The 25639-nt window shown below is 71.8% G+C and carries 22 protein-coding genes and 1 riboswitch; of the genes, 10 read left to right on the forward strand and 12 right to left on the reverse strand.

Features of this window, described 5'->3' with window-relative positions; translation table 11 throughout:
• Window positions 1-2: 2 nt before the first annotated feature.
• The 4 genes from ACIHCQ_RS36730 to rsmH all read right to left on the reverse strand — a co-directional run bounded on the left by ACIHCQ_RS36730 (window position 3) and on the right by rsmH (window position 5583).
• Window positions 3-1829 (reverse strand): UDP-N-acetylmuramoyl-L-alanyl-D-glutamate--2,6-diaminopimelate ligase, encoded by a 1827-nt coding sequence (locus ACIHCQ_RS36730; RefSeq protein ID WP_399672523.1) that lies wholly within the window; start codon window positions 1827-1829, stop codon window positions 3-5.
• A gap of 158 nt (window positions 1830-1987) precedes the next feature.
• Entirely contained in the window at window positions 1988-3955 is a 1968-nt protein-coding gene (locus ACIHCQ_RS36735; RefSeq protein ID WP_399672525.1) for a peptidoglycan D,D-transpeptidase FtsI family protein, read from the reverse strand.
• Window positions 3956-3959: 4 nt separating this feature from the next.
• Window positions 3960-4532, reverse strand: a complete 573-nt coding sequence (locus ACIHCQ_RS36740) for a septum formation initiator family protein (RefSeq protein WP_399672527.1) — start codon at window positions 4530-4532, stop codon at window positions 3960-3962.
• Between the two features lie 94 nt (window positions 4533-4626).
• Complete coding sequence (gene rsmH, locus ACIHCQ_RS36745; protein ID WP_399672529.1) at window positions 4627-5583, reverse strand: 16S rRNA (cytosine(1402)-N(4))-methyltransferase RsmH; 957 nt, start codon at window positions 5581-5583, stop codon at window positions 4627-4629.
• A 418-nt stretch (window positions 5584-6001) separates the two neighbouring features.
• On the opposite strand from rsmH, the gene ACIHCQ_RS36750 reads away from it, so the two are divergent.
• The 4 genes from ACIHCQ_RS36750 to ACIHCQ_RS36765 all read left to right on the forward strand — a co-directional run bounded on the left by ACIHCQ_RS36750 (window position 6002) and on the right by ACIHCQ_RS36765 (window position 11619).
• Window positions 6002-6544, forward strand: a complete 543-nt coding sequence (locus ACIHCQ_RS36750) for a beta-class carbonic anhydrase (RefSeq protein ID WP_399672531.1) — start codon at window positions 6002-6004, stop codon at window positions 6542-6544.
• Window positions 6545-6758: 214 nt separating this feature from the next.
• A complete protein-coding gene (locus ACIHCQ_RS36755; RefSeq protein WP_399672533.1) occupies window positions 6759-7802 on the forward strand; it encodes an AAA family ATPase in 1044 nt (347 codons plus the stop codon).
• Entirely contained in the window at window positions 7802-9193 is a 1392-nt protein-coding gene (locus ACIHCQ_RS36760) for a DUF58 domain-containing protein (protein WP_399672535.1), read from the forward strand. Before ACIHCQ_RS36755 ends, ACIHCQ_RS36760 begins: the two co-directional genes overlap by 1 nt.
• Window positions 9190-11619, forward strand: a complete 2430-nt coding sequence (locus ACIHCQ_RS36765) for a DUF3488 and DUF4129 domain-containing transglutaminase family protein (RefSeq protein WP_399672537.1) — start codon at window positions 9190-9192, stop codon at window positions 11617-11619. Before ACIHCQ_RS36760 ends, ACIHCQ_RS36765 begins: the two co-directional genes overlap by 4 nt.
• Window positions 11620-11724: 105 nt before the next feature.
• Here the strand turns inward: ACIHCQ_RS36765 and ACIHCQ_RS36770 are convergent, their stop codons facing one another.
• From ACIHCQ_RS36770 to ACIHCQ_RS36780, 3 genes are all read right to left on the reverse strand, one after another.
• The gene (locus ACIHCQ_RS36770; RefSeq protein WP_399672539.1) at window positions 11725-12123 is read right to left on the reverse strand and encodes a DUF3040 domain-containing protein; all 399 of its coding nucleotides are present in this window, start codon (window positions 12121-12123) and stop codon (window positions 11725-11727) included.
• A 250-nt stretch (window positions 12124-12373) separates the two neighbouring features.
• On the reverse strand, window positions 12374-13132 hold the full coding sequence (locus ACIHCQ_RS36775) for a methyltransferase (protein ID WP_399672541.1): 759 nt from the start codon (window positions 13130-13132) through the stop codon (window positions 12374-12376).
• Window positions 13133-13227: 95 nt separating this feature from the next.
• Window positions 13228-13800 (reverse strand): SAV_6107 family HEPN domain-containing protein, encoded by a 573-nt coding sequence (locus ACIHCQ_RS36780; RefSeq protein WP_399672543.1) that lies wholly within the window; start codon window positions 13798-13800, stop codon window positions 13228-13230.
• Window positions 13801-13973: 173 nt separating this feature from the next.
• Here ACIHCQ_RS36780 and ACIHCQ_RS36785 point away from each other — a divergent pair, with 173 nt between their 5' ends.
• From ACIHCQ_RS36785 to ACIHCQ_RS36800, 4 genes are all read left to right on the forward strand, one after another.
• Window positions 13974-14795 carry an ATP-binding cassette domain-containing protein gene (locus tag ACIHCQ_RS36785; protein ID WP_399672545.1) on the forward strand — a complete coding sequence of 274 codons (822 nt, stop codon included), beginning with the start codon at window positions 13974-13976 and terminating at the stop codon, window positions 14793-14795.
• On the forward strand, window positions 14767-16854 hold the full coding sequence (locus ACIHCQ_RS36790; protein WP_399672547.1) for a YhgE/Pip family protein: 2088 nt from the start codon (window positions 14767-14769) through the stop codon (window positions 16852-16854). Before ACIHCQ_RS36785 ends, ACIHCQ_RS36790 begins: the two co-directional genes overlap by 29 nt.
• Window positions 16855-16901: 47 nt before the next feature.
• Window positions 16902-17540 carry a TetR/AcrR family transcriptional regulator gene (locus tag ACIHCQ_RS36795; protein ID WP_399672672.1) on the forward strand — a complete coding sequence of 213 codons (639 nt, stop codon included), beginning with the start codon at window positions 16902-16904 and terminating at the stop codon, window positions 17538-17540.
• A gap of 462 nt (window positions 17541-18002) precedes the next feature.
• The gene (locus ACIHCQ_RS36800; RefSeq protein WP_399672549.1) at window positions 18003-19496 is read left to right on the forward strand and encodes a phytoene desaturase family protein; all 1494 of its coding nucleotides are present in this window, start codon (window positions 18003-18005) and stop codon (window positions 19494-19496) included.
• Window positions 19497-19530: 34 nt separating this feature from the next.
• Here ACIHCQ_RS36800 and ACIHCQ_RS36805 read toward each other — a convergent pair whose 3' ends face one another.
• The 5 genes from ACIHCQ_RS36805 to ACIHCQ_RS36825 all read right to left on the reverse strand — a co-directional run bounded on the left by ACIHCQ_RS36805 (window position 19531) and on the right by ACIHCQ_RS36825 (window position 24026).
• Window positions 19531-20430, reverse strand: a complete 900-nt coding sequence (locus ACIHCQ_RS36805; RefSeq protein WP_399672551.1) for a hypothetical protein — start codon at window positions 20428-20430, stop codon at window positions 19531-19533.
• A gap of 51 nt (window positions 20431-20481) precedes the next feature.
• Window positions 20482-21399 (reverse strand): methylenetetrahydrofolate reductase [NAD(P)H], encoded by a 918-nt coding sequence (gene metF / locus ACIHCQ_RS36810; RefSeq protein ID WP_399672553.1) that lies wholly within the window; start codon window positions 21397-21399, stop codon window positions 20482-20484.
• 112 nt (window positions 21400-21511) lie between these two features.
• The gene (gene thiE, locus ACIHCQ_RS36815) at window positions 21512-22201 is read right to left on the reverse strand and encodes a thiamine phosphate synthase (RefSeq protein WP_399672555.1); all 690 of its coding nucleotides are present in this window, start codon (window positions 22199-22201) and stop codon (window positions 21512-21514) included.
• Between the two features lie 159 nt (window positions 22202-22360).
• Entirely contained in the window at window positions 22361-22726 is a 366-nt protein-coding gene (locus ACIHCQ_RS36820) for an Rv2175c family DNA-binding protein (RefSeq protein ID WP_399672557.1), read from the reverse strand.
• Window positions 22727-22769: 43 nt separating this feature from the next.
• Window positions 22770-24026 (reverse strand): NAD(P)/FAD-dependent oxidoreductase, encoded by a 1257-nt coding sequence (locus ACIHCQ_RS36825; protein WP_399672559.1) that lies wholly within the window; start codon window positions 24024-24026, stop codon window positions 22770-22772.
• Window positions 24027-24088: 62 nt separating this feature from the next.
• A riboswitch (TPP riboswitch) is annotated at window positions 24089-24201 on the forward strand.
• Here ACIHCQ_RS36825 and thiO point away from each other — a divergent pair.
• A complete protein-coding gene (gene thiO, locus ACIHCQ_RS36830) occupies window positions 24199-25431 on the forward strand; it encodes a glycine oxidase ThiO (RefSeq protein ID WP_399672561.1) in 1233 nt (410 codons plus the stop codon). (Overlaps the previous riboswitch by 3 nt.)
• Complete coding sequence (gene thiS, locus ACIHCQ_RS36835; protein WP_399672563.1) at window positions 25428-25637, forward strand: sulfur carrier protein ThiS; 210 nt, start codon at window positions 25428-25430, stop codon at window positions 25635-25637. Before thiO ends, thiS begins: the two co-directional genes overlap by 4 nt.
• The last annotated feature ends 2 nt before the right edge of the window (window positions 25638-25639 follow it).

Raw genomic sequence — 25639 nt, forward strand, 5'->3', positions numbered from 1 at the left:
ACTTATCCCTGACTGTTCTCATGAGGGCGGGCGCGGTCCACCGGGGGTTCGGGGGCGGCGGATCGCTCGTGGGCGGCTCGCCCGGGGGCGGCGGTGGCTGCGGTGGCGCTTCCTGCGGGGGCGGGGGCGGTGTCGTTGGTGGCTGTGGCGGCGAGGCGCGCGACGATGGCGGCGCGCAGGATCTGTCGGTCGTCGAAGGGGCGTACCACCCCGGCGATGTCCTGTCCCTGCTCATGTCCCTTGCCCGCGACGAGCACGGTGTCGCCGGGCTCCGCGCGGGCGACCGCCGCGGCGATGGCTGCGGCGCGGTCGGCGTCGATCAGGACGTCGCCCCGCTCGTGGACCGGCACCTCGGCGGCGCCCGCGAGCATCGCGGCGAGGATGGCGAGCGGGTCTTCGGAGCGGGGGTTGTCGGAGGTCAGTACGGCGGTGTCGGCGAGGCGCGCGGCGGCGGCGCCCATGGAGGCGCGCTTGGTCCTGTCGCGGTCGCCGCCGCAGCCCAGCACGATGTGCACCTTGCCCTCGGTCACCTTGCGCAAGGAGCGCAGGACGGACTCGACGGCGTCCGTCTTGTGGGCGTAGTCCACGACGGCGAGGTACGGCTGTCCCGCGTCGACGCGCTCCAGGCGGCCCGGTACGCCGGGGACGGCGGCGATGCCGTCTGCCGCGGTCTGCGGGTCGAGACCGGCGACGGCGAGGGTGACGAGGGCGGCGAGGGTGTTGGCGACGTTGAACGGGCCCGGCAGCGGGGCCTTGGCGCGGATGCGCTCGCCTGCCGGGCCGAGCGCGGTGAACGTCGAGTCGTGGGTGCCGACGTGGGCATCCTCGGCGCGCCAGTCGGCGTCCGGGTGACCCTCGGCGGAGAAGGTGGTGACCGGGACGGACGCCTCCTTGACCAGCCTGCGGCCGTACTCGTCGTCGAAGTTGACGACCCCCGCCCTGCTGCGGAGCGGGGTGAAAAGCTGCGCCTTGGCCTGGAAGTAGTCCTCCATGCCGGTGTGGAATTCCATGTGCTCGGGGCTGAGGTTGTTGAAGACGGCGACGTCGAAGACGCAGCCGTCCACTCGGCCGAGCACGAGGGCGTGGCTGGAGACCTCCATGGCGACCGCCTCGGTGGAACGTTCGCGCATGACCGCGAAGAGCGCCTGGAGGTCGGTGGCTTCGGGGGTGGTGCGCTCGGACTTGATGCGCTCGTCGCCGATGCGCGTCTCCACGGTGCCGATCAGCCCGGTCGACAGGCCGGCCGCCTGGAGGCCGCCTTCGATCAGGTAGGCCGTGGTGGTCTTGCCCGAGGTGCCGGTGATGCCGAGCTGGAGCAGGGCCGCGCCGGGGTGTCCGTAGATCTCGGTGGCGAGTCCGCCCATGCGCCCGCGCGGGTTCTCGGTGACCAGGACCGGCAGGCCGGTCGCGGCAGCGCGGTCGGCGCCCGCCGGGTCGGTGAGGATGGCCGCCGCGCCCAGGTCCGCCGCCTGGGCTGCGAAGTCGGCGCCGTGGAAGCGGGCGCCGGGCAGGGCCGCGTACACATCGCCGGGGCGCACCGCCCGCGAGTCGTGGGTGATGCCGGTGACCGTGGTGGCCGCGGCCTCCTCCGGCAGGGGGCGCCGCGCGTCCAGCCGGGCGGCCAGCTCCCCGAGCGGAGTCGGGTGGGGCCGGTCCGGGCGGGGCGCTCCCGGGTGGTGCTTGGGGGCGTCCTGCTGGGCGGTTCGGTGCTGATCAGCGTGTGACACGGCGGTGAGCGTACCGGGCGCACCCGGCCCGGAGCCAAAAGGGGGGGCCGCGGGCGTAGCGCCGTCCGGCCGGTTCCCGGGATGGGAGGTGGTGGTTGTCACGGGAGGTTCCTCCGGGTCGGGCTGATCGGTCACTCGGGGTGCTCGCCGGTCGCTCGGGCCGCTCACGGGTCCGTCGCTCGGGATGTGTACGGGTCCGTCGCTCGGGCTGTTCATGGGGCGGTCGCCAGGGCTGCTTACGGGTACGGGCCGGTCGCCGGTCACTGGCCGGGCTGGAAGGTGACGGGCAGCCCGGCTGGATCGCTGCCGGTCGGCGCGACCTGGAGTGTCTTGAGGGCGAACTGCATGACCTTCTGGTAGATCGGGCCGCAGATCTGGCCGCCGAAGTAGCTGCCCTTGGTGGGGTTCTGGATGGCGCAGTAGACGGTGATCTGCGGTTTGTCGGCGGGCGCGAAGCCCGCGAAGGAGGCGGTGTAGCCCTTGTAGCGGCCCAGCTCCGGATCGACGCGGTTGGCCGTGCCGGTCTTGCCCGCGACGCGGTAGCCGGGGATACGGGCCTTGGTGCCGGTGCCCTCCTCGTTGCCGACGACCGACTCCAGCATGGTGGCCAGGGTCCTGGCGGTCCGCTCGCTGACGACCCGGGTCTGCTGGGGGGCGGCGGCCGGGGTGAAGCGCCCGTCGGGTCCCTTGGTGCCGCGGACGAGGGTGGGTTCGATGCGTACGCCGCCGTTGGCGATCGTGGAGTAGACGGAGGCGGCCTGCATGGCGTTGAGCGAGAGGCCCTGGCCGAAGGGGATCGTGTACTGCTGGGAGGTGGACCAGTTCTGCGGCTTGGCCAGGATGCCGGCTGTCTCGCCCGGATATCCGAGCCCGGACGGGCTGCCCAGGCCGAACTTCCGCAGGTAGGAGTAGAGGACCTGGTTGGCCTGGGCCTGCGTCTTGCCGAGCTGGCCGGTCGCCAGGATCGTGCCGATGTTGCTGGACTTGGCCAGTACGCCGTTGAGCGTCAGGTACCAGGTGGGATGGTCGATGTCGTCCTTGAAGAGGCGGTCGCCGCGGTGCAGCCGGTTGGGGACGACGACATGGGTTGCGGGCGTGGCGGCCTTCTCCTCCAGCACGGCCGCCATGGACATCACCTTGGCGGTGGAGCCCGGTTCGAACGCGTCCTGGAGCGCGGCGTTGCCCATGGAGGCCGCGTTCGCCTGGCTGAGGTCGTTGGGGTCGAAGCCGGGCGCGTTGGCCATGGCCAGTACCTCGCCGGTCCGGGTGTTCTGGACTATCACATAGCCGCGGTCCGCCTTGGACTTCTTGACCTGGTCGGTGATGGCCTGCTGGGCCGCCCACTGGATGTCGCGGTCGATGGTCAGCTCGATGTCGGAGCCGGGGACGGCGGGGACCTCGCGGGAGCCCGCGGTGGGGACCTGGCGACCGCCGGACTGGGCGTAGGTGATCTGCCCGTCCTGCCCGGCCAGGGCCTCGTCGAGCATGGACTCGACGCCGCCGCCGCCGCGGCCGTCGGCGTTGACGTAACCGAGTATCCCGGCGGCGAGCTCACCGTTGGGGTAGACGCGTTTGCTGCTCGCCTCCTGGAAGACGCCGCTCAGCACGTTGGCGCCGGGGCCGCCCTTGCGCTTGTCGGCCGCGGCCTTCTGGGCGAATACGCCCTTGAGGTCCTTGATCTGGTTCCAGACCTGCGGGGTCTGGCGCCGGGCCAGCACGGTGTAGCGGGACTTGGGGGTCCTGAGCTTCTTGGCCAGAGTGGCGGCGTCCGCGCCGAGGATCGGCGCGAGGAGCGCGGCTGCCTGCTCCGGCGCGTCGGCGGCCTTGCTCTCCTTGAACGTGAACATCTGCGGGTCGGCGATGATGTCGTGCGCGTCGACGCTGGAGGCCAGGGCGATTCCGGCCCGGTCGGTGATCTCGCCGCGCTCGGCGGCGAGCTTATGGCTGAGGTAGCGATTCTTCTCGGCCTTGGCGGCGTACGCGTTGGCGTCGACGGCCTGCACCTGGAGCAGCCGGACCACGAAGGCCAGCATGACGAGGGTCAGGCCGAGGCTGACGAGGCGGAGCCGGGGGCGGGGGCTGCCGAGCCGGATGGGGCGCGGGACGGTGCGGGCCGCCGGTGGCGGGCGGCGGGACGCGGGACGCGGGGCAGGCCCGGCGGAAGGTCGGGGGGCGGACCGCCGGGCGGGTCCTGGCACGCGGCGGCGCGGGGGGTCCTGGGGGGGCACTGCGTCACCTGCCGGGGGTCGTCGGGGTCGGCCGGGGTACGGACGGGCTGCCGGCAGCCGGGGGCGGCGAGGCGGAGACGGCCGGGGAGGGAGCGGGGGCGGGCGGCAGCGGGGGCGCGGGCGGCTGCGGCTGGGCCTGCGCCACGGGAGCCGTCTGCTGCTCCATGGGCGAGGGGCCGGGGTTCGGGCTCGGGTCCGGGTTCGGCTGTCCGGACGCCTTCCGGGGCACGCCGCGGACCGTTCCGTCCGGATCGAGGAAGGCGGGGCTGCCGCCGGGCACCATGCCGAGTTCGCGGGCCCGCCGCTCCAGCGCGTCGGGGGCGGAGTAGCTGTCCACGTCGCGCTGCAGCGCCTGCTGCTCGTCGGTCAGCTCGGTGGTCTCCTTCTTCAGTTCGCTCAGCTTGAACGAGCCCTGGTTGAGAGCGGAGTTCAGTATCAGCAGCGTGATCAGCCCGCCCCCGAGGAGCAGCACGACCAGCAGGACAAAGGGCGTGCGGGCCGCGGTGCTCGGGCCCGAGGGCAGCAGCCTGGCGAGCCGCGCGGCCCGTCCCTTCAGCCGCTTGGCCCCTGCGCTCACCTGTGCTCCCCCCGCCGCCGTACGCGGTCCGGTGCGCCCGCGGTCGTACGCGGCCCCGCGGTCGTACGCGGTCCCGCCGTCTCGCGCGCGCCGCTCACCGTTCGTCCTCCCGGATGCGCTCCGCCGCCCTGAACCGCGCGGACGCCGCACGGCTGTTCTCGGCGACCTCCGCCTCCGTCGGCAGCTCGGCGCCGCGCGTCAGCAGCTTCAGGCGCGGCTGGTACCGCTCGGGCACCACGGGCAGACCTGGCGGCGCCGTAATGGCCGCGCCCGCCACGAGAACCTGCTTGACCAGCCGGTCCTCCAGCGAGTGGTACGACAGCACAGCGATCCGGCCGCCGACCGCGAGCGCCCCGACCGCGGCCGGGATCGCCCGCTCCAGGACGGTCAGCTCGCCGTTGACCTCGATGCGCAGCGCCTGGAAGGTGCGCTTGGCGGGGTTGCCGCCGGTGCGTTTGACGGCCTGGGGCAGCGCGTCCCGGATCAGCTCGACCAGCCGGGCGCTGCACGAGAAGGGTTCCTTCGCCCGTTCCCGCACGATCGCGGAAACGATCCGCTTGGCCTGCTTCTCCTCGCCGTACACGCGCAGGATCCGCACCAGCTCGCCCGGCGGGTAGGTGTTGAGCACCTCGGCGGCGCTGATGCCCGTCGTCTGGTCCATGCGCATGTCGAGCGGGGCGTCCTGGGCGTACGCGAACCCGCGGTCCGCCTCGTCCAGCTGCATGGAGGAGACGCCGAGGTCGAACAGGATGCCCTGGACGCGCGGAATCCTCAGCCGGTCGAGGACCTCGGGCAGCTCGTCGTAGACGGCGTGCACCAGCGTGGCCCGGTCACCGAAGGGGGCGAGCCGCTCACCCGACAGGCGCAGCGCCTCCTTGTCCCGGTCGAGCGCGACGAGCCGCGCTTCGGGGAACCGGGTGAGCAGGGCCTCGCTGTGTCCGCCGAGGCCGAGGGTGCAGTCCACGACAACCGCGCCCGGCTGCGTGAGCGCCGGGGCCAACAGGTCCAGGCACCGCTGGAGCATCACCGGGACGTGTCGGGTCTGGTTCATGCGCCCTCTCAGGTCCGGCGCGGGTGTACGTACTGCCGGGTCCCCGCCCGCTCAGAAGGGGAGGTGGTCCGCCGGCGCCTTGAAAGGTGGCGTCGGCCCACCGGCGAGCGGGAGGAGGCCGAGCCGTACGTACGCCGCTTACACGGGGAAACGTCAGAAATTGCAGGATGTACAGGATGTCCGTGTACCTGGTGAACATGTCTGTGAACTTCGCGTCACTTTAGTCCACACCTCCTTCGGGTCAATCAACCGGCTGGCGCGTCGCGCGGGGCGTCGCCGGACGGACCGGGCCCACGACACTTCACCCGTACGGGTGGGGCCACCCATTGCTGTGGGTTAGGTCACACGCAGCCCATTGATGTTCTTTGTCCGCTCTCACAGCGGGCTTCGACAGCTTGTGCCCATTACCGTCATCTCCATGTCGACTTCCGCGCACCACCCTGCCGACGCGGCGCGCACCGGCGGTACGGTCACCGATCGTCTCGTCGAGGCGAATCTGCGCTACGCCGCCCACTTCCAGGACCCCGGGATGGACGCGCGTCCCGTGCTCCACGTGGCCGTGGTCGCCTGCATGGACGCCCGTATCGACCTGCACGACGCGCTCGGCCTGGCACTGGGTGACGCCCACACGATCCGCAACGCCGGCGGCGTGGTCACGGACGACGTGATCCGGTCGCTGACGATCAGCCAGCGCGCGCTGGGCACCCGAACAGTCATACTCATCCACCACACCAACTGCGGTCTGGAGAGCCTCACCGAGGACTTCCGGCATGAGCTGGAGGATGAGGTGGGGCAGCGGCCGCCGTGGGCGGTGGAGGCGTTCCGGGATGTTGATCAGGACGTACGGCAGTCGATGCAGCGGGTGCGAACCTCGCCCTTCCTGCCGCACACCGACGACGTACGAGGGTTCGTATTCGACGTGACGACCGGTCTGCTGAGGGAGATCGATCCCACAGTGTGACCAGTCCCGCACTGGACAAAAACCCGCGAACCCGGCATATCTCCCCGAGTTATCCACAGGTATCCACGGGCGAGTGACACGAAGCGGTAACGGCAACAAGAATGAGTGACAGGCATCCTTCCGGAACCGTCCGGAGACGATGCCCATGTTTTGGGGTGGGCCGGACCGTCCGAAGAGCATCCGGCCCTGTTTGGAACGGGCCGAGGAGGGCCGGGTGACGACCTATGACGATCGAGCGAGCCTCACAGATCTGACCACCACAGCGGGGCGTATCCGCACATCGGTGGAAGGTGTGATCGAAGGCAAGCCTGAGGTCGTACGGCTTTCGCTGACCGTGCTGCTCGCCGAGGGACATCTGCTCATCGAAGATGTTCCGGGCGTGGGCAAGACCATGCTGGCCAAGGCGCTGGCGCGATCCATCGACTGTTCCGTGCGGCGTATTCAGTTCACACCGGATCTGCTGCCGTCCGACATCACCGGTGTGTCCATATTCGATCAGCAGACACGCGAGTTCGAGTTCAAACCGGGAGCGATCTTCGCCCAGATCGTGATCGGCGACGAGATCAACCGCGCTTCGCCCAAGACGCAGTCGGCGCTGCTGGAGTCGATGGAGGAGCGCCAGGTCACCACCGACGGGCATTCGTACGAACTGCCCAGCCCCTTCATGGTGGTGGCCACCCAGAACCCGGTGGAGATGGAGGGCACCTACCCGCTGCCGGAGGCGCAGCGCGACCGCTTCATGGCGCGGGTGTCGATCGGCTATCCCAGCGCGGAGGCCGAGCTGCAGATGCTCGATGTGCACGGCGGCGTCTCACCGCTGGATGATCTCCAGCCCGTGGCGCACGCCCACGACATCGTCAAGCTCATCGACGCGGTGCGCAAGGTCCATGTCGCCGACTCCGTGCGGCGGTACGCGGTGGAGCTGGTGGCGGCCACGCGCAGCCACCCCGACCTCAGACTGGGCGCCTCCCCGCGCGCCACGCTGCATCTGCTGCGGGCAGCGAAGGCCACGGCCGCGCTCAGCGGCCGTGACTACGCGCTGCCGGACGACGTCCAGACGCTGGCGGTGCAGGTACTGGCGCACCGGCTGCTGCCGACCGCGCAGGCGCAGCTGAACCGCCGCACGGCCGAGCAGGTGGTACTGGAGATCATGCAGCGCATCCCGGTGCCGACGGCCGGGGGCACCGAGGCCGCCTATGTACCGGGCAGGCCGGCGCAGCCGCCGCTCTACGGCCAGCCCGGCGCCCGGAGGCTGTGATGTCGGCCGGGGCGCCCGCCGCCGCCGAGAGCAAGGAAACGGGCGGGCTGCGGGCGGCCCTGGGCGGGCTGACCACGCGCGGCCGCTCCTTCCTGGCGGCCGGAGTGGCGGCGGCGGTGTGCGCGTACGTCCTGGGACAGGGCGACCTGCTGCGGGTCGGGCTGCTGCTCGCCGTACTGCCGCTGCTGTGTGTGGCCGTGCTGTACCGCACCCGCTACCGGGTCGCGGCCAGCCGCCGGCTGTCGCCGTCGCGGGCGCCCGCCGGGTCCGAGGCCCGGGTGCACCTGCGGATGGACAATGTCTCGCGGCTGCCCACCGGGCTGCTGATGCTCCAGGACCATGTGCCGTACGTGCTGGGGCCGCGGCCCCGGTTCGTGCTGGACCGGGTGGAGGCGGGCGGGCGGCGCGAGGTGTCGTACCGGGTCCGTTCGGATCTGCGCGGGCGCTATCCGCTGGGGCCCTTGCAGCTGCGGCTGAGTGATCCCTTCGGGATGTGCGAGCTGACCCGCTCCTTCAGCGCGTACGACACCCTCACCGTCATCCCACGGACGGAGGCGCTGCCTCCGGTCCGTCTGGCGGGCGAGGCCCCGGGGTACGGCGACGGGCGGCAGCGCTCGCTGGCCCTGGCCGGCGACGACGACATCATTCCGCGCGCCTACCGCTACGGCGACGATCTGCGCCGGGTGCACTGGCGCTCCACCGCGCGCTACGGCGAGCTGATGGTGCGCCGCGAGGAGCAGCCGCAGCGGGCCAGGTGCACGGTCCTGCTCGACACCCGGCAGCTGGCCTACCAGGGCTCCGGTCCCGATTCCGCATTTGAGTGGGCGGTGTCGGGCGCGGCGTCGGCGCTGGTGCACATGCTGGGACGGGGTTTCGCCGTCCGGCTGCTGACGGACACCGGGGATTCGGTGCCCGGTGAGGGCGCCGACGGCTTCGCCGGGCCCACGCAGGAGTCCGCCGACTCCGCGGGTCTGATGATGGACACGCTCGCGGTCGTGGACCACTCCGAGGGGGCCGGGCTCTCGCGCGCGTACGACGTACTGCGCAGCGGGAAGGAAGGCCTGCTGGTCGCCTTCCTCGGCGATATGGACGAGGAGCAGGCCGCGGTGGCGGCCAGGATGCGGCAGCGCAGCGGCGGCGCCGTCGCCTTCGTCCTGGACAGCGGGACATGGGTGACGAGCGGCGCGGTCGCCGGGTCGGTGGACGAGCGGCTGAGGCAGCTGCGCGAGTCCGGCTGGACGGCGCTGGCCGTGACCCCCGGGGCGGCGCTGTCGGAGCTGTGGCAGCAGGCGGGCAGACACCGCGCCGAATCATCCGGGCTGTCAGGGCCCTCGGAATCTTCAGGGGCGTCGGGCAGCGGTACGAACGGTTTCTCTGGGGGTTGGTCATGAGCGGTCGCGGAAGGCTCGCGCTCTGCGCCTTCGCCGCCACGCTGATGGCGGCGGGCGCGATGCTGCCACTGGTTGATTCGGCTTCCTGGATGGTGCAGGCGGCGGTCCTGCTGGCGATCCAGAGCGGGGTGGGCGCGCTCGCCCGGCGGGTGCCGCTGGCCAGGCCGCTGACCGTGGTGGTGCAGGCCCTCGCGGTCCTGCTGCTGCTCACCGTGGTCTTCGCCAGGGAGCAGGCGATCCTCGGGTTGATACCGGGGCCCGAGGCGTTCCAGCGGTTCGGCGAACTGCTGAACGCGGGCGGCGAGGACGTCGGGCGGTTCGCGATCCCGGCGCCGCCGACGGACGGCATCAGGCTGATGGTGATCGGCGGCGTGCTGATCATCGGTCTCGCGGTGGACGCCCTCGCGGTGACGTTCCGCAGCGCGGCCCCTGCCGGGCTGCCGCTGCTCGCGCTGTACTCGGTGGCCGCGGGGCTCTCCGGCGGCGGCTCGAGCTGGCTGTATTTCCTGCTCGCGGCCACCGGCTATTTGGTGCTTCTGCTGGCCGAGGGCCGGGACCGGCTCTCCCAGTGGGGCCGGGTCTTCGGCGGAGCCGCGCCCGGCCGGCAGGGCAGTGCGGGCGGACTCGAGGCGACGGGCGGCACTCCGCTCGCGCCGGTCCGCGCCGGCCGCCGTATCGGCGCGCTCGCGCTGGGCGTCGCGCTCGCGGTCCCGGCGGCGCTGCCCGCGCTGGACGGCGGGCTGCTGGCCAACGCGGGCAACGGAGACGGCGCGGGCGCGGGAGGCGGCACCATCTCCGCGGTGAACCCGCTGGTCTCGCTCCAGGACAGCCTCAACCAGGACGCGGACCGCGAGGTCATCCGGTACCGCACCAACGCGACGGACACTCAGAGCCTGTACCTGCGGATCGTCGCCCTGGACCAGTTCGACGGCAGTGCGTGGAAGTCCTCGGAGCGCAAGGTAAAGGACGTACCGGACGACCTGCCGCAGCCGGATGGCCTGAGTCCGTCCGTCGGCACCACCGGGATCCGGACGAACATCTCGGCCGCGGAGTCCTACCAGCAGAACTGGCTGCCGCTCCCCTACCCGGCGACGAAGGTGGACATCGACGGGCGCTGGCGGTACGAACCCGACGGGCGGACCCTGGTCGGCGACGACGGACAGACCACCCGCGGCGCGGAGTACTCGGTCAACAGCCTCCTGGTGAACCCGACTCCGGAGCAGCTTGCCGAGGCGACCTCGCCGCCGGAAGCGCTGCTGCGCGAGTACACAAAAGTGCCCCGCGAGCTGCCGGGCGTGGTCCGCGAAACGGCGCTGGAGGTGACGCAGGGCGCCACGAACAACTACGAGCGGGCGGTCAAGCTCCAGGACTGGTTCGCCGTCGAGGGCGATTTCAGCTACGACACCCAAGTCCAGTCGGGTACTGGCGTGCTGGCGATCCGCCGCTTCCTGGCCAACAAGGAGGGCTTCTGCGTCCACTTCGCGTTCTCGATGGCCGCGATGGCCAGGACGCTGGGCATACCGGCGCGGGTCGCGGTGGGCTTCACTCCGGGCTCCCCGCTGGCGGACGGCACCATGTCGGTCGGTCTGCGCGATGCGCACGCCTGGCCGGAACTGTACTTCGAGGGTGTGGGGTGGACGCGGTTCGAGCCGACCCCGACCCGGGGTTCCGTGCCCGAGTACACCCGGGCGGAGACGGTGCCCGGCGGCCCCAGCGACCCGGCGCAGCCCGAGGCGATTGGTTCGGCGACGCCCTCCGCGACGCCTACCGCCGAGGAGACCTGCCCGGCGCAGGCGAGGCAGCTGGGCGAGTGCGGCGCGCTCACGCCGCAGGACGTCCAGCCGCCCGCCGACCCGGGGGTGTCACTGGGGACCGTGCTGGGTGTGAGTCTGGCCGTGCTGGCGGTGGTGGTGGTGCCGCTGCTGCCGATGCTCTGGCGCATCCGGGTGCGTGCGCGCAGGCTCGGCTCCGCCGGGCGTACGGCCGAGGACGCCGTGGCCAGAACACTGGCGGCATGGCAGGAGATCACCGACACGGCCTGGGACCACGGCATCCTGCCGGACGACTCGCAGACGCCGCGCAAGACGGCCGCGCGCATCGTCCGGCTGGGCAGGCTGGAGGGAGAGGCCGCGGACGCGGTGCACCGGGTGTCCGGTGCGGTGGAGCAGGTGCTGTACGCCCGTGAGCCGCAGCCCGGTACGGGCCTGGCCGATGACGCCCGGCTGATCCAGGCCGGACTGCGGGAGCCGGTGGGCCGGGCGACGCGCCTGCGGGCGGTGCTCGCGCCCCGGTCGTCTGTCCGGGTGGTGTGGGCGTTCTCGGCGCGCTGGACGGCGCTCACGGACCGGTGGGACGCACGTCGCAGGCAGCTGAACGGGTGGGCGGGCTTCCGCTTCCTGCGCCGCCCGTCCCGGCAGCGAGGCTGACCTCGCGAAGTACGAGAACGAAGTACGAGAACGGGTAAGGGGCGACGCTCTTGAGCGTCGCCCCTTACCCGTACCGCATGTTGTTCGCTTACCTGTACAACAAGTTCACTGACCTTGTTCGTCACGGCGGCGCTGCCACCGCTGCTCAATGCGGTCCATTACCGACCTGCGCTGACGCGGCTGTCGGCGAGCTGCTGATGCCGTGTCTCCCAGGGTCTGCTGCTCTCCCGGTTTCGGCGCTTTGCGCCAACCGGTGACCGCGAGGACCGCACAGCCAAGCATGACGAGGAACCCCACCACGCTGATCCAGATCTGCTGGGCGACCATTCCGGCCATGAGGAGCGCGATACCCACCAGAAAGCCTGCGACCGCCTGGTAGACCCGTCGCCGGGTGTACGTACGCAGCCCGCTTCCCTCAAGCGCTGTAGCGAACTTGGGATCTTCGGCGTACAGCGCTCGCTCCATCTGCTCGAGCATTCGCTGCTCGTGCTCCGAGAGCGGCACGGAGTCCTCCTAGTCGTCGGTCGCGGGGGGCGACCGGTATGCGGCCCTTTCAGGATAGGCAGGGAATCGCCCCCGTGAAACCCGCCCTCTTCGCCAATTCGCCAGTCCGGGCCGCCATGTCGGCTCAGCTGTCGAGGCGTAGATTCCCCAACATCCGAGCCGTCATGCCGGATGGTGTCCTTCGATCATACGGGGCGCGCGGCGCGATCGGGGGCTCTGTGGCGTACTCCATCTGCCGCTGCGTTGCTGATCAGCCCTGCTTCTCACCCAGTATGTGCAGCTGACTCGCGACCGAGTGGAATGCGGGCTGTTCGGCGGCGGCGGCCTCCAGCTTGAGCAGCGCGTCCAGAGCCCCCGGCTCGGTGTCCACCAGGACGCCCGGAACCAGGTCGGCGAAGACCCGTACGCCGTGCACGGCGCCGATCTCGACGCCGGCGGCCGCGACCAGTTCGGTGAGCTGGTCGGCGGTGAAGCGGCGGGGCACCGGATCGCCTTCGCCCCAGCGGCCCGCGGGGTCGGACAGCGCCCTGCGGGCCTCGTTGAAGTGCCCGGCCAGCGCCCTGGCCAGGACGGCGCCGCCGACCCCGGCGGCGAGCAGGCTGAGCGCGCCGGCGGGACGGAGCGCGTCCACCGCGTTGCGTACGCCCTCGGCCGGGTCGTCGACGTACTCCAGCACGCCGTGGCAGAGCACCGCGTCATAGCCGCCGCGCTCCACGACATCGAACAGGCCGTGGATATCGCCCTGGACCCCGCGGACCCGGTCGGCCACCCCTGCCTCGGCCGCCCGGCGCTCCAGCGCGAAGAGCGCGTTCGGGCTGGGATCGACCACGGTGACGCGGTGGCCGAGCCTGGCCACGGGCACGGCGAAGTTGCCGGTGCCGCCGCCGGTGTCGAGGACGTCCAGGGCGTCCCTCCCGGCCGCTTTGACCCGGCGGTCGAGGGCGTCCTTGAGGACCTCCCAGACCACGGCGGTACGGAGAGAGGCGCGGGGTCGCATCGGATCCGACACGGCAGGTGACTCCTCGGGAGGTCGCACAGGTCAAGACGCCTCCACCCTATGGCCTCCGCCAGGCAGACCCGTGCTCCATCTCACCCCGCTCCGTCTCACCCCGCGGCGTCACCCGCTTCCGGCTGCTCCGCCCTGGGCAGCGGCAGCACCGGCTGGAGCACCAGCATCTGCTCGACCAGGCGCAGGAACATGGCCGCGTCGCGCAGCAGGTCGTCGGCCTCACGGTTGGAGGCCGCGCCCGGTATGCCCGCCTCGGCACGCGCCCTGCGCCGGGCGCCCGAGGCGAAGAGAAGGCTCCACTCGGACAGTTCGGGCGCGACCTCGGGAAGGACTTCCCAGGCGCTGCGGATGCGCTGCCTGCGCCGTTCGCTGGTCTCCGGACGGCCGCGGACTGCCAGCACCGCGGCGGCGGTGCGCAGGGCGGCCAGATGCGCCGTGGCGTACCGCTCGTTCGGCATTTCCAGGGTGGCGGCCTCGTCCAGTCCCGTACGTGCCTGGTCGAGCAGGTCGAGGGCGGCGGGCGGCGCCGAGGCCCGCCGCAGGACGGGGTGCACGTCGCTCGCCGGTCCTGCCGCCGAGGGGAGTGGGGAGAGTGAGGGGGGCGAGGGGAGTGAGGCAGGGCCGGTGGCGCGGCGCCGGTGTGCGGCTGCTGCGTAGGAGCTGGCCATGACGAACCTCCTGTCGTCGTGTGACGGCGCTGTGGCCGTATGTATCCATCGTGAGGGCCACCACTGACAATCGGCTCTGACCTGCGGCTTTGCATCGATCAAGGGTTCGGGATAGTTTTTGTACTGACCGGTCAGTACAAAAACTGGCCGGTGTGAAACCTGGGGAGGGGTACGTGGAGGACAGTCCGTACGGGGCGGCCGTGACCGCCGAGGGCTTCGGGCACAGGGGCCCGCGCGGCTGGGCCTTCCGCTCGGTCGACATCGCCGCGGAGCCCGGCGCGCTCGTCGCCGTCGAAGGTCCCTCCGGCTCCGGCCGCACCAGCCTGCTGCTCACGCTCACCGGCCGGATGCGCCCCACCGAGGGCCGCTGCGAGGTCGGCGGGCTTCAGCTGCCGCGCCGGATGGCCGCCGTACGCCGGATCAGCGCGCTGGGCCCGGTGCCGGATGTCAGCGAACTCGACCCCGCCCTGACCGTCGCCGAGCACCTGCGGGAACGCGTCCTGCTGCGACGCCGCTTCGACGGCTCGCCGGGCGCCCTGCTGCGGCTGCGGCCCCGGCCGCATGCCATGACTCATGCCATGCCGCGCTCACTGTCGTGGTCGCGTGCCGAGCGGTCGGCCGCGGCCCGGAGCCGTACCGACGAGGCGCTGGAGGCCGCGGGAGTCGACCTGGCCACGCTGCCGAAGGGCCGGCACACCCGCGTACGCGATCTGGAGCGGCTGGAGACGCTGCGCCTGTCCGTGGCCCTCGCCCTGATCGGCCGCCCCCGCCTGCTCGCCGTGGACGACACCGATCTCAAGCTCTCCGACACCGACCGGACGGAGGCCTGGAAGCTGCTGCGCTCCGTCGCGGACGGCGGTACGACGGTGCTCGCCGTGTGCAGCCAGGCCCCCGAAGGCACGACCGTCGTCCGCACGACCTCCGCCCGCACGACCGCCGGCGGCACGACCGAGGAAGGGACGGCCGATGCGCTCGCCGAAGCTGGCCGCGTTTGAGCTGAAGCGGTTCGCCAGGGGAAGGCTGCCGCGCGCCGCGCTCGTCGCGGTCCTGCTGCTGCCGCTGCTGTACGGCGCGCTGTACCTGTGGTCCTTCTGGGATCCGTACGGACGGCTGGACCGGGTGCCCGTAGCGCTCGTCAACGACGACAAGGGAGCCACCGCCGACGGCCGGAAGCTCGCGGCCGGTGACGAGATCACCAAGGGGCTGCGCGAGAGCAAGCTGTTCGCCTGGCACGAGGTGAGCGCGGCCGAGGCCCGCAAGGGTGTCGAGGACGGCAGGTACTACCTGTCGCTGACCATGCCGGAGGACTTCAGCGCGCGCATCGCGTCCAGTTCCGGCGACTCGCCCGAGACCGGCGCCCTTCAGGTCCGTACGAACGACGCCAACAACTACCTGGTCGGGCAGATCTCACGCACGGTATTCGCCGAGGTGCGCACCGCCGCATCGACCAACGCATCCCGCTCCTTCCTCGACCGGATCTTCATCTCCTTCTCCGGCATCCACGACGCGACCGAGAAGGCCGCGAAGGGCGCCGACGAGCTCAAGGGCGGCATCGGCACGGCGAAGAAGGGCGCCAAGGACCTCGCGGACGGGCTCAAGGACGCCAAGGACGGCAGCGGCAGGCTGGCCGGCGGGCTGACGCAGCTCAACAAGGGCGCGAGCGACCTGGAGACCGGATCGCAGCAGGTCGCCGACGGTACGCGGCTGCTCGCCGAGAAGGTCAATGGAACAGCCGCCGTCGTCCGTCCGTACCTCAGGGACAACGGCAGGGCCATCGGTGACACGGCCCGGCTGGTCGCCGACTCCTCCCAGGCCCTGCGCCGCCAACTCGGCCTCCTTGTGAAGACGGCCCCCGGCTCCGCGGCGCTCGCCCGCACCTCGGCCGACCAGCTCAGCGCCCTCTACGGGACTCGCTGCGAGGACACGCCCCTGCCCGACCCGGACCTCTGCCCCGCCCTCAAGCAGGCCAGGACCACGGCGTCCGACGTCGCCCTCGTCGCCGGCGACCTCAACACGCTGGTGGCGGAGAACAGCGGCACCCTGAAGAAGCTCGACGGCCATCTCGCCACGCTGCACCAGCAGGCGACGCAGCTCGCCAAACGGTCACCGCACCTGGCCGAGGACCTGGAGTCGGCCGTACGCGACATCAACAGGCTCAACTCCGGCGCCAAGAAGGTCGCCCAGGGCGCGGACAGCCTGCACACCGGCCTGAGCGGCGCCAAGACGGCCTCCGCCGCTCTCGACAGCGGCGTCGGCAAGCTCAAGAAGGGCGCCGGAAACCTGGACGGCGGGCTCTTCAGACTCGCCGACGGATCGACCGAGCTGGCCGGCGGGCTGAACGACGGCGTGCGCGAGATCCCCGACTACGGCAAGAAGGACCGCGACGCGCGCACCGAAGTGATGGCCGATCCGGTACGGCTGGCCGGTCAGTCCCTGCACACCTCGCCGAACTACGGCACCGGCTTCGCCCCTTACTTCATTCCGCTCTCCCTCTGGGTGGGCTCAATGGTGGCGTACATGATCATCCAGCCGCTCAACCGGCGGGCCCTCGCCGCCGGCGCATCGGCCCGGCGGATCGCCCTGGCGGGCTGGCTGCCGGTCGCCGCGATCGGCGTGCTCCAGGTCGCGGCGCTGATGTCTGTCCTGCACTGGGGCCTCGGGCTGCGGATGGCGTACGCGGCCGGCGCGGTGGGCTTCCTGGCCCTGGTGACCTGCTGCTTCGCCGCGATCATCCAATGGCTGAACGCGCGCTTCGGGGCCCCGGGCCGGATCCTCGTGCTGGCACTGCTGATGCTCCAGCTGACCTCGGCGGGCGGGACCTATCCCGTACAGACCAGCCCCGCCTTCTTCGGCGCGATCCATCCCTTCCTGCCAATGAGTTACGTCGTCGAGGCGCTGCGCAGGCTGATCACGGGCGGCGGACTCGGCCCGGTGTGGCAGGCGTGCGCGGTGCTGGCCGCCTTCACCGCGGGCGCGCTCGCGCTGACGGCCGTCTCCGCGCGGCGCAAGCAGGTGTGGACGCTCGACCGGCTGCACCCCGAGCTGAGTCTGTGAGAGCCGGGGAGGGCTGGTGGCCTGTGAGAATCGATGCCATGGACGGCATGGACAACACCAGCACCAGCACCAGGATCGGTACGAGTACCAGCACGAGACGGCGGGCGACCCGGGCGAAGCTCTACGAGGCCGCTGTGACGCTCATCGCCGAGCAGGGATTCTCGGCGACCACGGTAGACGAGATCGCGGAGCGCGCCGGGGTCGCCAAGGGCACGGTCTACTACAACTTCAAAAGCAAGACCGAGCTCTTCGAGGAGCTGCTGCGCTACGGCGTCGGGCTGCTCAGCGCCTCCCTCCAGGCCGCCGCCGACGAGACGGACGAGCGCGGCGGCACCAAGGTCGACGCGCTGGACGCCATGATCAAGGCCGGTCTGGGATTCATCGACCGCTATCCCGCCTTCACGCAGCTGTACGTGGCGGAGCTGTGGCGCACCAACCGGGCGTGGCAGCCGACGCTCCTGGTCGTACGGCAGCAGGCGGTGGCGGTGATCGAGACGGTACTCGCGGAAGCCGTCGCGAACGGGGAGCTGAGCGACGAGATCGACGTGCCGCTCACGGCTGCCGCGCTGGTCGGGATGGTGCTGGTGGCGGCGCTGGACTGGCAGGCGTTCCAGCCGGAGCGGTCGATCGACGATGTGCACTCGGCGCTGTCGAGGTTGCTGCACGGCCGGGTGAGCGGTCGCTGAGGCGTCCGGTTGGCGCGGCGGCACGACGGTGCGGGGTGCCGAGGGGTGCCGGGTGCCAGGTGCCAGGTGCCGGGTGCCAGGTGCCGGGTGCCAGGACAGAAAAGCGCCTGTCCGGTGAGGCTCGATCCCCCCGAGCCTCACCGGACAGGCGCTCTTCTTACTTCTTACCTCTCGCTCCGGGGAACCCATTCCCCCCGTTGTTCCCCCACGGTCACTGGGTTCCCCGTCCTGCTCCCCGTACCGTCCGGGGAGCCACGCCGTTCCGCCGCCCCGTGTCGTCGGTGCCGGCGTCGCGCCCCTTCCGTGGTCCCCACTCTTCCCTCCGCGCAGGTCCGGGCCCATCCGCGCGCGTACTCAACTCGTCCACTAGGTACGCATACTCAGCCATCCGCGCTCATGCCCATGCGCGAGCGCCGCCCGGTGACGATCGCGTTGTCAGTGGTGGCCGATACAGTCACGGACATGGCACGGATTGCGGTGATCGGCGCCGGGATGGGCGCCCTGGCGGCTGCCGCCCGGCTGGCTGTGGCAGGCCACCGGGTGACGGTGTATGAGCGCGCGGCGACCTACGGCGGCGCCGTGGGCCGGTTCGAGCGCGCGGGGTTCGTCTTCGATACCGGCCCCGGTCTGCTGCATCTGCCCGCCGTATGGCGGGACTTGTTCATCAAGACCGGCAAGGAGCCGCTGGAGCAGTGCGTCGGGCTCGTCCAGGTGGACCCGGCGAGCCGCCATCTCTTCGCCGACGGCACCGAGGTACTGCTGCCGAACGCCTCGCGGGCCGGAATCGTCTCCGCGCTGGACGCGGCGCTCGGCGCGGGGGCGGGCGAGCGGTGGGGCGCGTTCCTGGGGCGGGCCAGGGATGCCTGGGACCGGTCCCGGCGGCCCCTGCTCGAAGAGCCCCTGTGGGCCGACTGGCAGGTGCTGGGACGCGATCCGTATCCGGCACTCCGGCAGCGGAAGGCGCTGCGGATGCGCCAGGCGTCCACGGTCGCGGAGGTCGGCGCGTGGGAGTTGGCGGAGCCGCGGCTGGCCGCGCTGCTGGACGGGTACGCCCTGGCGTACGGCCTGGATCCCCGGCACGCTCCCGCGGGTGCCGCCGTGCTGCCGTACATGGAGCAGACCTTCGGCAGTTGGTACGCCGAGGGCGGGCTGCGGGAGCTGGCGCGCGCGGTGTACGAGCGGTGCCTGGCGCGGAAGGTGGAGTTCGCCTTCGGTACGGAGGTGTGCCGGATCGCCGAGAAGGACGGGCGGGCGGCCGGGGTCGAGCTCGCCGACGGCACGGTCGCCGGGGCCGACCATGTGGTGGCGGGCGCCGGGGTGGCGGCGGATCTCGTCGGGCACGAGCTGTGGCGGGACACAGACGTACGGCCTCACGGGAGCGCCGGAGGCACGCCGCTGCCGGGCAGGTTCACCGTGCTGCTGGCGCTGAGCGGTGCGCGGCCGGGATCGGCAGTGCACCGGAGTGTGGTCCACTCCCCCGCGGCGGGCGCGGAGGCCGCGGCGGTCTTCGCCGGCCGGCCGGCCGAGCGGCCCACGGTCACGGTGTTGCGGCCGGACGATCCGCGTACCCGCCCGGACGAGGTGCATGAGGCGGTCACCCTCTCCGCGACCGTTCCGGCCCACGGGGGTGCGGGTGTCGACTGGACCGACGCGGCGCTGCGCGAGCGGTACGCCCAGGTGCTGATCGACGCCGCGCGCACGGCCGTTCCGGAAATACGCGAGCGCCTGCTGTGGCACGAGATACGGACGCCCGCGGAGGCGGGCGTGGTGTCCGCTCCGGCACTGGCCGGGGGCGGCGGGCGGTATCTGCACCCGGCCAACAGCACCCGGCTGCCCGGCCTTTATCTGGTGGGCGGCCGGTCGCACCCGGGCGGCGGTCTGGCGCACGCCGGGATGTCGGGTGCGCTGGTGGCCGGACTGATCGTGGAGGGCCCGGAATTCCGCGGTTCCCAGTGACCGGATCCCGACCGCCCCCGACGGCGCGAGGCGGTCAGTAGCGGTACGGCTGCTGCTCGTTGTACCCGGGGCCGTAGCCGTGCGGGGAGGGGTCCTCCTGCGGCAGCGGCGGCGTCTGCTGATCCTCCTCGCGCGGCTGCGGCACCCAGACGCCCCCGGGCGGCGTCTCGCTGTACTGCTGCTGGGCGTAGGGGTCGGCGTACTGCTGTTGCTGCTGGCCGCCGAAGCTGTCGTACGTCTCGTAGGTGTCGTACTGCTGGCCGCCCACGTACGGGTCGGAGTAGGCGGCGTACTGCTGCTGGCCCGTGCCGTAGTCGTACTGCCCGCCGTAGCTGTCCTGGCCCGACGGCTGCTGACCGTAGCCGGAGCCGGAGCCGGGGTAGGCGTCGTAACCGCTGTCGTACGTGGCGTAGTTCTGGCTCTGGTCCTGCTGTTGGTCCTGGTGCCGGTCCTGGTCCTGGGCGGCCTGCTGCTGAGCCTCGTACGCCGCGTCGCTGTACACGCCGTACTGCCCCGTGTCGTCCGGCAGCGGCTGCGGCTCGTAGACCGCGCGCGACTCCAGTTCCGGCTCCGGGACGGCGACGGCTTCGTAGGCGAGGTCGGAGACCTCCAGCGTGGGCTCTCGGGAGGCTCCCTGGTCCCGCCGGCCTGTGGACTTGCGCCGTCGGCTCGCCCCCGGGCTGCCGCCGAGCGCCCAGCCGGTGGAGAAGCCGCGCCGGAAGGAGAGCGTGACGTAGGTCTGGCCGACCGCGAAGGCGATGGCGCCGAACGCGATCACCGGGACCGAGGGCACCAGTACGCCGACAACCACCCCGAGGAAGCCCGCGAAGGCGAGCAGTCGCCAGCGCAGCCGGGCCTTGTACTGCAGCAGCACCTCACCGAGCAGCCATAGCGCGACAACGCCGAACGCGAGATAGAGGACCGTCCAGCCCATGCCCGCCCCCCTCCTGCGGCCGCCGCCCCTGTTCGGAGCGGGTACGACCGATCACGACTGCTCGTGCAGTCCGAGATTCTCGTAGATCTCAAGCGTCGCGGTGGAGTTGTTGAGTGTAATGAAGTGCAGTCCGGGGACACCCTCGGAGAGCAGCCCCGCGCAGAACTCCGTCGCGAACTCGATGCCAATGGAGCGTACAGCGGCGGGATCGTCCTTGACGGTGAGGATCCTCTCTTTCAGCGCGGACGGCAGCGAGGCATTGCTGAGCTGCGCGAATCGTTCGAGCTGCTTCACGTTGGTGACCGGCATGATTTCCGGGATGATCGGGGTCTCGCAGCCCGCGGCCTCGACCCGGTCGCGCAGCCGCAGATAGTCCTCGGGCTGGAAGAACATCTGCGTGATCGCGTAGTCGGCGCCCGCCCGGCACTTGTCCACGAAGTGGCGGATGTCGGTGTCCCAGTCCGCCGAGCGCGGGTGCATCTCGGGGAAGGCGGCGACGCCGACGCAGAAGTCCCCGGACTCCTTGATCAGCCGCACCAGCTCGGCGGCGTACCGCACACCCTTGGGGTGCTTGATCCACTCGCCCATCGGGTCGCCGGGCGGGTCGCCCCGGACGGCGAGGATGTTGCGGATCCCGGCATCGGCGTACTGCCCGATCATGTTGCGCAGTTCGGCGATGGAGTGGTTCACCGCAGTGAGGTGCGCGACGGGGGTGAGGGTGGTGTCGGCGGCGATCCGCTCGGTCGCCTTGACGGTGCCCGCGCGCGTCGAACCGCCCGCGCCGTAGGTCACGGACACAAAGCTGGGACCGACCGCTTCGACTCTGCGCAGCGCGTTCCAGAGGTTGCGCTCGCCCTTCTCGGTCTTGGGCGCCCAGAACTCGAAGGAGTACGACGATTTGCCGGTCGCAAGCAGTTCGCGCACCGTTCGTGCGCGATCTGTCCTGGTAGAAGCTGTTCCGGAGGCCATACGGGCAGGTTAACCACGGCTCGGCGGTCACCCAACCGAACAGTAGAGAAATGCCTGATTTATCCGATTGCCGTCCACCCCTCGGACACTTTTCGGACAGCTATGTGGACGCTTATGCGGACACCTGTGCGGCGCGTATCCGCTTGGCCAGTGCCGCCGTCGCCTCGGCCGGGTCGTCGGCCTCGGTGATCGCCCGTACGACGACGATCCTGCGCGCGCCCGCCTCCAGCACCTCGTCGAGATTGCCGGCGTCGATGCCGCCGATCGCGAACCACGGCCGCTCGGTGCCCAGCGCGGCGGCGTACCGCACGAGGCCGAGCCCCGGTGCGTACCGCCCGGGCTTGGTCGGGGTGGGCCAGCAGGGGCCCGTACAGAAGTAGTCCACGCCGGGTTCCACGGCGGCGGCGTCGACCTCGGACTCGGCGTGGGTGGAGCGGCCGATCAGCACGTGGTCGCCGAGGATCGCGCGGGCGGCGGGGACCGGCAGATCGCCCTGTCCCAGATGCAGCACGGCGGAGCCTATGGCGTGTGCCACATCGGCGCGGTCGTTCACGGCGAGCAGCTTGCCGTGGCGGCGGCAGGCGTCGGCGAAGATCTGGAGGTGCTCCAGCTCCTCGGCCGCCTCCATGCCCTTGTCGCGCAGCTGCACGATGTCGACCCCGGAGGTGAGCACGGCGTCGAGGAACTCGGCGAGGTCACCCTCCTCCTTCCGGGCGTCCGTGCACAGATAGAGCCGGGCGTCGGACAGCGGCGTACGAGGCGTACGAGGCGTACGAACCGTGGGCATGGCTACCGCGGGCATGGCTGGTCCCCCCGTTGGGTCGGCTGAGTCGGCGGTGGACGGGCGGCGGCTGCACACCTCCGCCCGCACCACCGCGTGTGGGTGCCATTGCCGTCCTGCCACCCTGACGGCCCCGACGTCGCGGCGTCAGGGTGGCAGGACGGCCAGGACAGCAAGGCGTCAGACAGCGAGGGCCTGAGCCCGACGCTTCACCTCCGTGCCGCGGTTCTCGCTGAGCGCCTGCGCGGGCGTGCCCGGCAGGGACGGGTCGGAGGTGAAGAGCCACTCAAGCATCTCTTCGTCGGTGAAGCCGTCGTCCCTCAGGAGGGTCAGGGTCCCGGCGAGACCCTTGACCACCTTGTCGCCGTCGATGAAGGCGGCAGGCACCTGAAGCGCCCGGTTCGCACCGCGGCGTACGGCGATCAGCTGGCCTTCCTTGACCAACTGCCGTACGCGTGTCACCTCGACACCGAGCATTTCCGCGATGTCGGGAAGGTGGAGCCAGGCGGGTACGAGAGCATCGATTTTTGCGTCAATCTCGGTCACAGGACAAGCGTGCCATCCCGGACTGACAGTGGATAGCCGGACCCTAGTCGGCTGCCTCCTTCAGAGGCACCGACGGGTCGGCCGCACGCACCGGATCGAGCCGCGCTCCGGACACGATGAGTTTGCGCCCCTGCGTCAGATCACGGGCCCTGCCGACGGCGAGCAGCGCCACCAGCGCGCCCTGGCGCAGCCACAGCACCGACCAGGAGGCACCCGCCGGATCACCCCGCCACATCAGCGTGTCGGCGGCCGGGTGATGCCCGGCGTACTGGACGAAGCGGCCGAACTGCTCGGACCAGAAGTACGGAACCGGGTCGTAGACCGCCGGCACCTCGGGCAGCCCGCCGCCCGGCAGGCTGCCGATGATGTTGGCGGCGACCGTACGCGGCCCCTGGAGGGCGTTGTCCCAGTGGTGCACGAGCAGCCGCTCGCCGTAGCGGCCGGACGGGAAGGAGGCGCAGTCCCCGACGGCGTACACATCGGGCAGTGAGGTGCGCAGATACTCGTCGGCGGTGATTGCGCCGTCCGGGCCGAGCGCGATACCGGAGCCGGAGCCGGCCAGCCAGGCGGTGGCGGGCCGGGCGCCGATGCCGACGACGACGGCGCCCGCCGGGAGCTGCCTGCCGTCCGCGAGGATTACCGTCCCCGGTTCGACGGCCGCCACGCGCGCGTGGGTGAGCAGTTCCACACCGTACTCCGCGTACCAGTCGGCCATCGGGGCGGCGACCTCGGCGGGCAGGGCCCCGGTCAAGGGCCGCCCGGCGGCCTCGACAACGGTGACCGTGCGGCCCGCCTCGCGGGCGGCCGTGGCGAACTCCGCGCCGATCCAGCCTGCGCCGACGACCACGATGTCGTGGTGCGCGGCGAGGACGGGGCGCAGCCGCGCGGCGTCATCGAGCGTCCGCAGCAGATGGACGCCGGGGACGCCCTCGGCGTCCGGGAGCCTGACCGGCTCCGCGCCGGTGGCGAGGACCAGGATGTCGTACGGCACCGGGCCCGCCTCGGTGTCCAGTTCGTGCGCGTCGGCGCGTACGCCGGTCACCTCGCAGCCCAGCCGCAGTTCGACGCCGAGCGCCTCGAAGTCGACGTCGAAGGCCGAGCCCTCCGCCGTGCCGAGCAGGATCGCCTTGGAGAGCGGGGGCCTGTCGTAGGGCTGGTGCGGTTCGGCGCCGATGAGGGTGACGGGGCCGGTGAAACCCTGTTCCCGCAGGGCCACGGCGGTCTGCACACCCGCCATGCCCGCGCCGACGACGACCACGCGCTGCCGATGGGCTGCCTGTGCTGTCCGCTGCTCGCTCACCCGGCAACCTTAGTTGCCGGTCCCTTACTCCGCGTTGAGGCCTGGGGTTAGGGTGGCGACCGTAAGGCACTCGCGGGAGTCCGGACGCACCGGGCTGAGAGGGAGGCTGGACGGCCTCCGACCGTACGAACCTGATCCGGGTCATGCCGGCGAAGGGAGGGGCTGGACGCCCATGTCTCGTACTTCAGACGTCCTCATTGTCGGGGGCGGCATCATCGGCCTGGTCACGGCCTGGCGCACGGCGCAGCGCGGGCTGAGCGTCGCCGTCGCCGATCCGGCGCCGGGCGGCGGGGCCGCGCAGGTCGCGGCGGGCATGCTCGCCGCCGTCACCGAGCTCCACTACGGCGAGCAGACGCTGCTCCGCCTCAATCTGGAGTCCGCGCGGCGCTACCCCGCGTTCGTCGCCGAGCTGGAGGAGGCGAGCGGACAGTCCGTCGGCTACCGCGCGTGCGGCACGCTCGCCGTGGCACTCGACGCGGACGACCGCGCGCACCTGCGTGAACTGCACACCCTGCAACGCCAGTCGGGCCTGGAGTCGGAGTGGCTCACGGGGCGTGAATGCCGCCGCCTGGAGCCGATGCTCGCGCCCGGCGTGCGCGGGGGCCTGCGGGTGGACGGCGACCACCAGGTCGATCCGCGGCTGCTGGCCGCGGCGCTGGTGACGGCCTGTGAGCGGGCCGGGGTGGTGTTCCACCGCGGCTGGGTGGAGCGGCTTTCGGTGGTACGGGGGCGGGCGGCCGGGGTCGTACTGGCGGCGGGCGCCCAGGGCGCGGGCCAGGGGGCGGGCCCGGGGGACGAACTCGCGGCGGAACAGGTGGTGCTGGCGGGCGGCTCCCTGAGCGGCAGGCTCGGCGGCGTACCGGCGGACGTACTTCCTCCGGTACGGCCGGTGAAGGGCCAGGTCCTGCGGCTGACCGTGCCGGCTCCGTACGCGCCCTTCCTCTCCAGGACCGTGCGTGCGGTGGTGCGCGGCAGCCACGTCTATCTGGTGCCGCGCGAGAGCGGCGAGCTGGTCGTGGGCGCGACCAGCGAGGAGCTCGGCTGGGACACCACTGTGACGGCGGGCGGGGTGTACGAGCTGCTGCGCGACGCGCACGAGCTGGTGCCCGGCATCACCGAGCTGCCGCTCACCGAGACGCGCGCCGGGCTGCGGCCCTGCTCGCCCGACAACGCGCCGCTGCTGGGGCCGACCGCGCTGCCGGGGCTGCATCTGGCGACGGGGCACCACCGCAATGGGGTGCTGCTCACGCCGGTGACCGGGGATGTGCTGGCGACTGTGCTGGCCGGTGGCGACGTGCCGGAGGAGGCGCGTCCCTTCACTCCTCGCCGCTTCTCTGCCGGGTCCGTCGTGCCTGCCGGGTCCGTGCCTGCCTCGCCTGCCGCGACTCAGGAGCAGTTCGTATGAACGTCCTGAACGTCTCCGTCAACGGCGAGACGCGAGAGCTCGCCACCGGCACCACCCTGGACGCCCTGGTCGCGGCCCTGACCGCCGCCTCGTCCGGTGTCGCCGCCGCCGTCAACGAGGCGGTCGTCCCGCGCGGCGAGTGGGCCCGTACGCGCCTCGGCGACGGCGATCGCGTCGAAATCCTCACCGCTGTGCAGGGAGGCTGATC

The organism is Streptomyces sp. NPDC052236 (assembly GCF_044548015.1).
Taxonomy (GTDB): domain Bacteria; phylum Actinomycetota; class Actinomycetes; order Streptomycetales; family Streptomycetaceae; genus Streptomyces.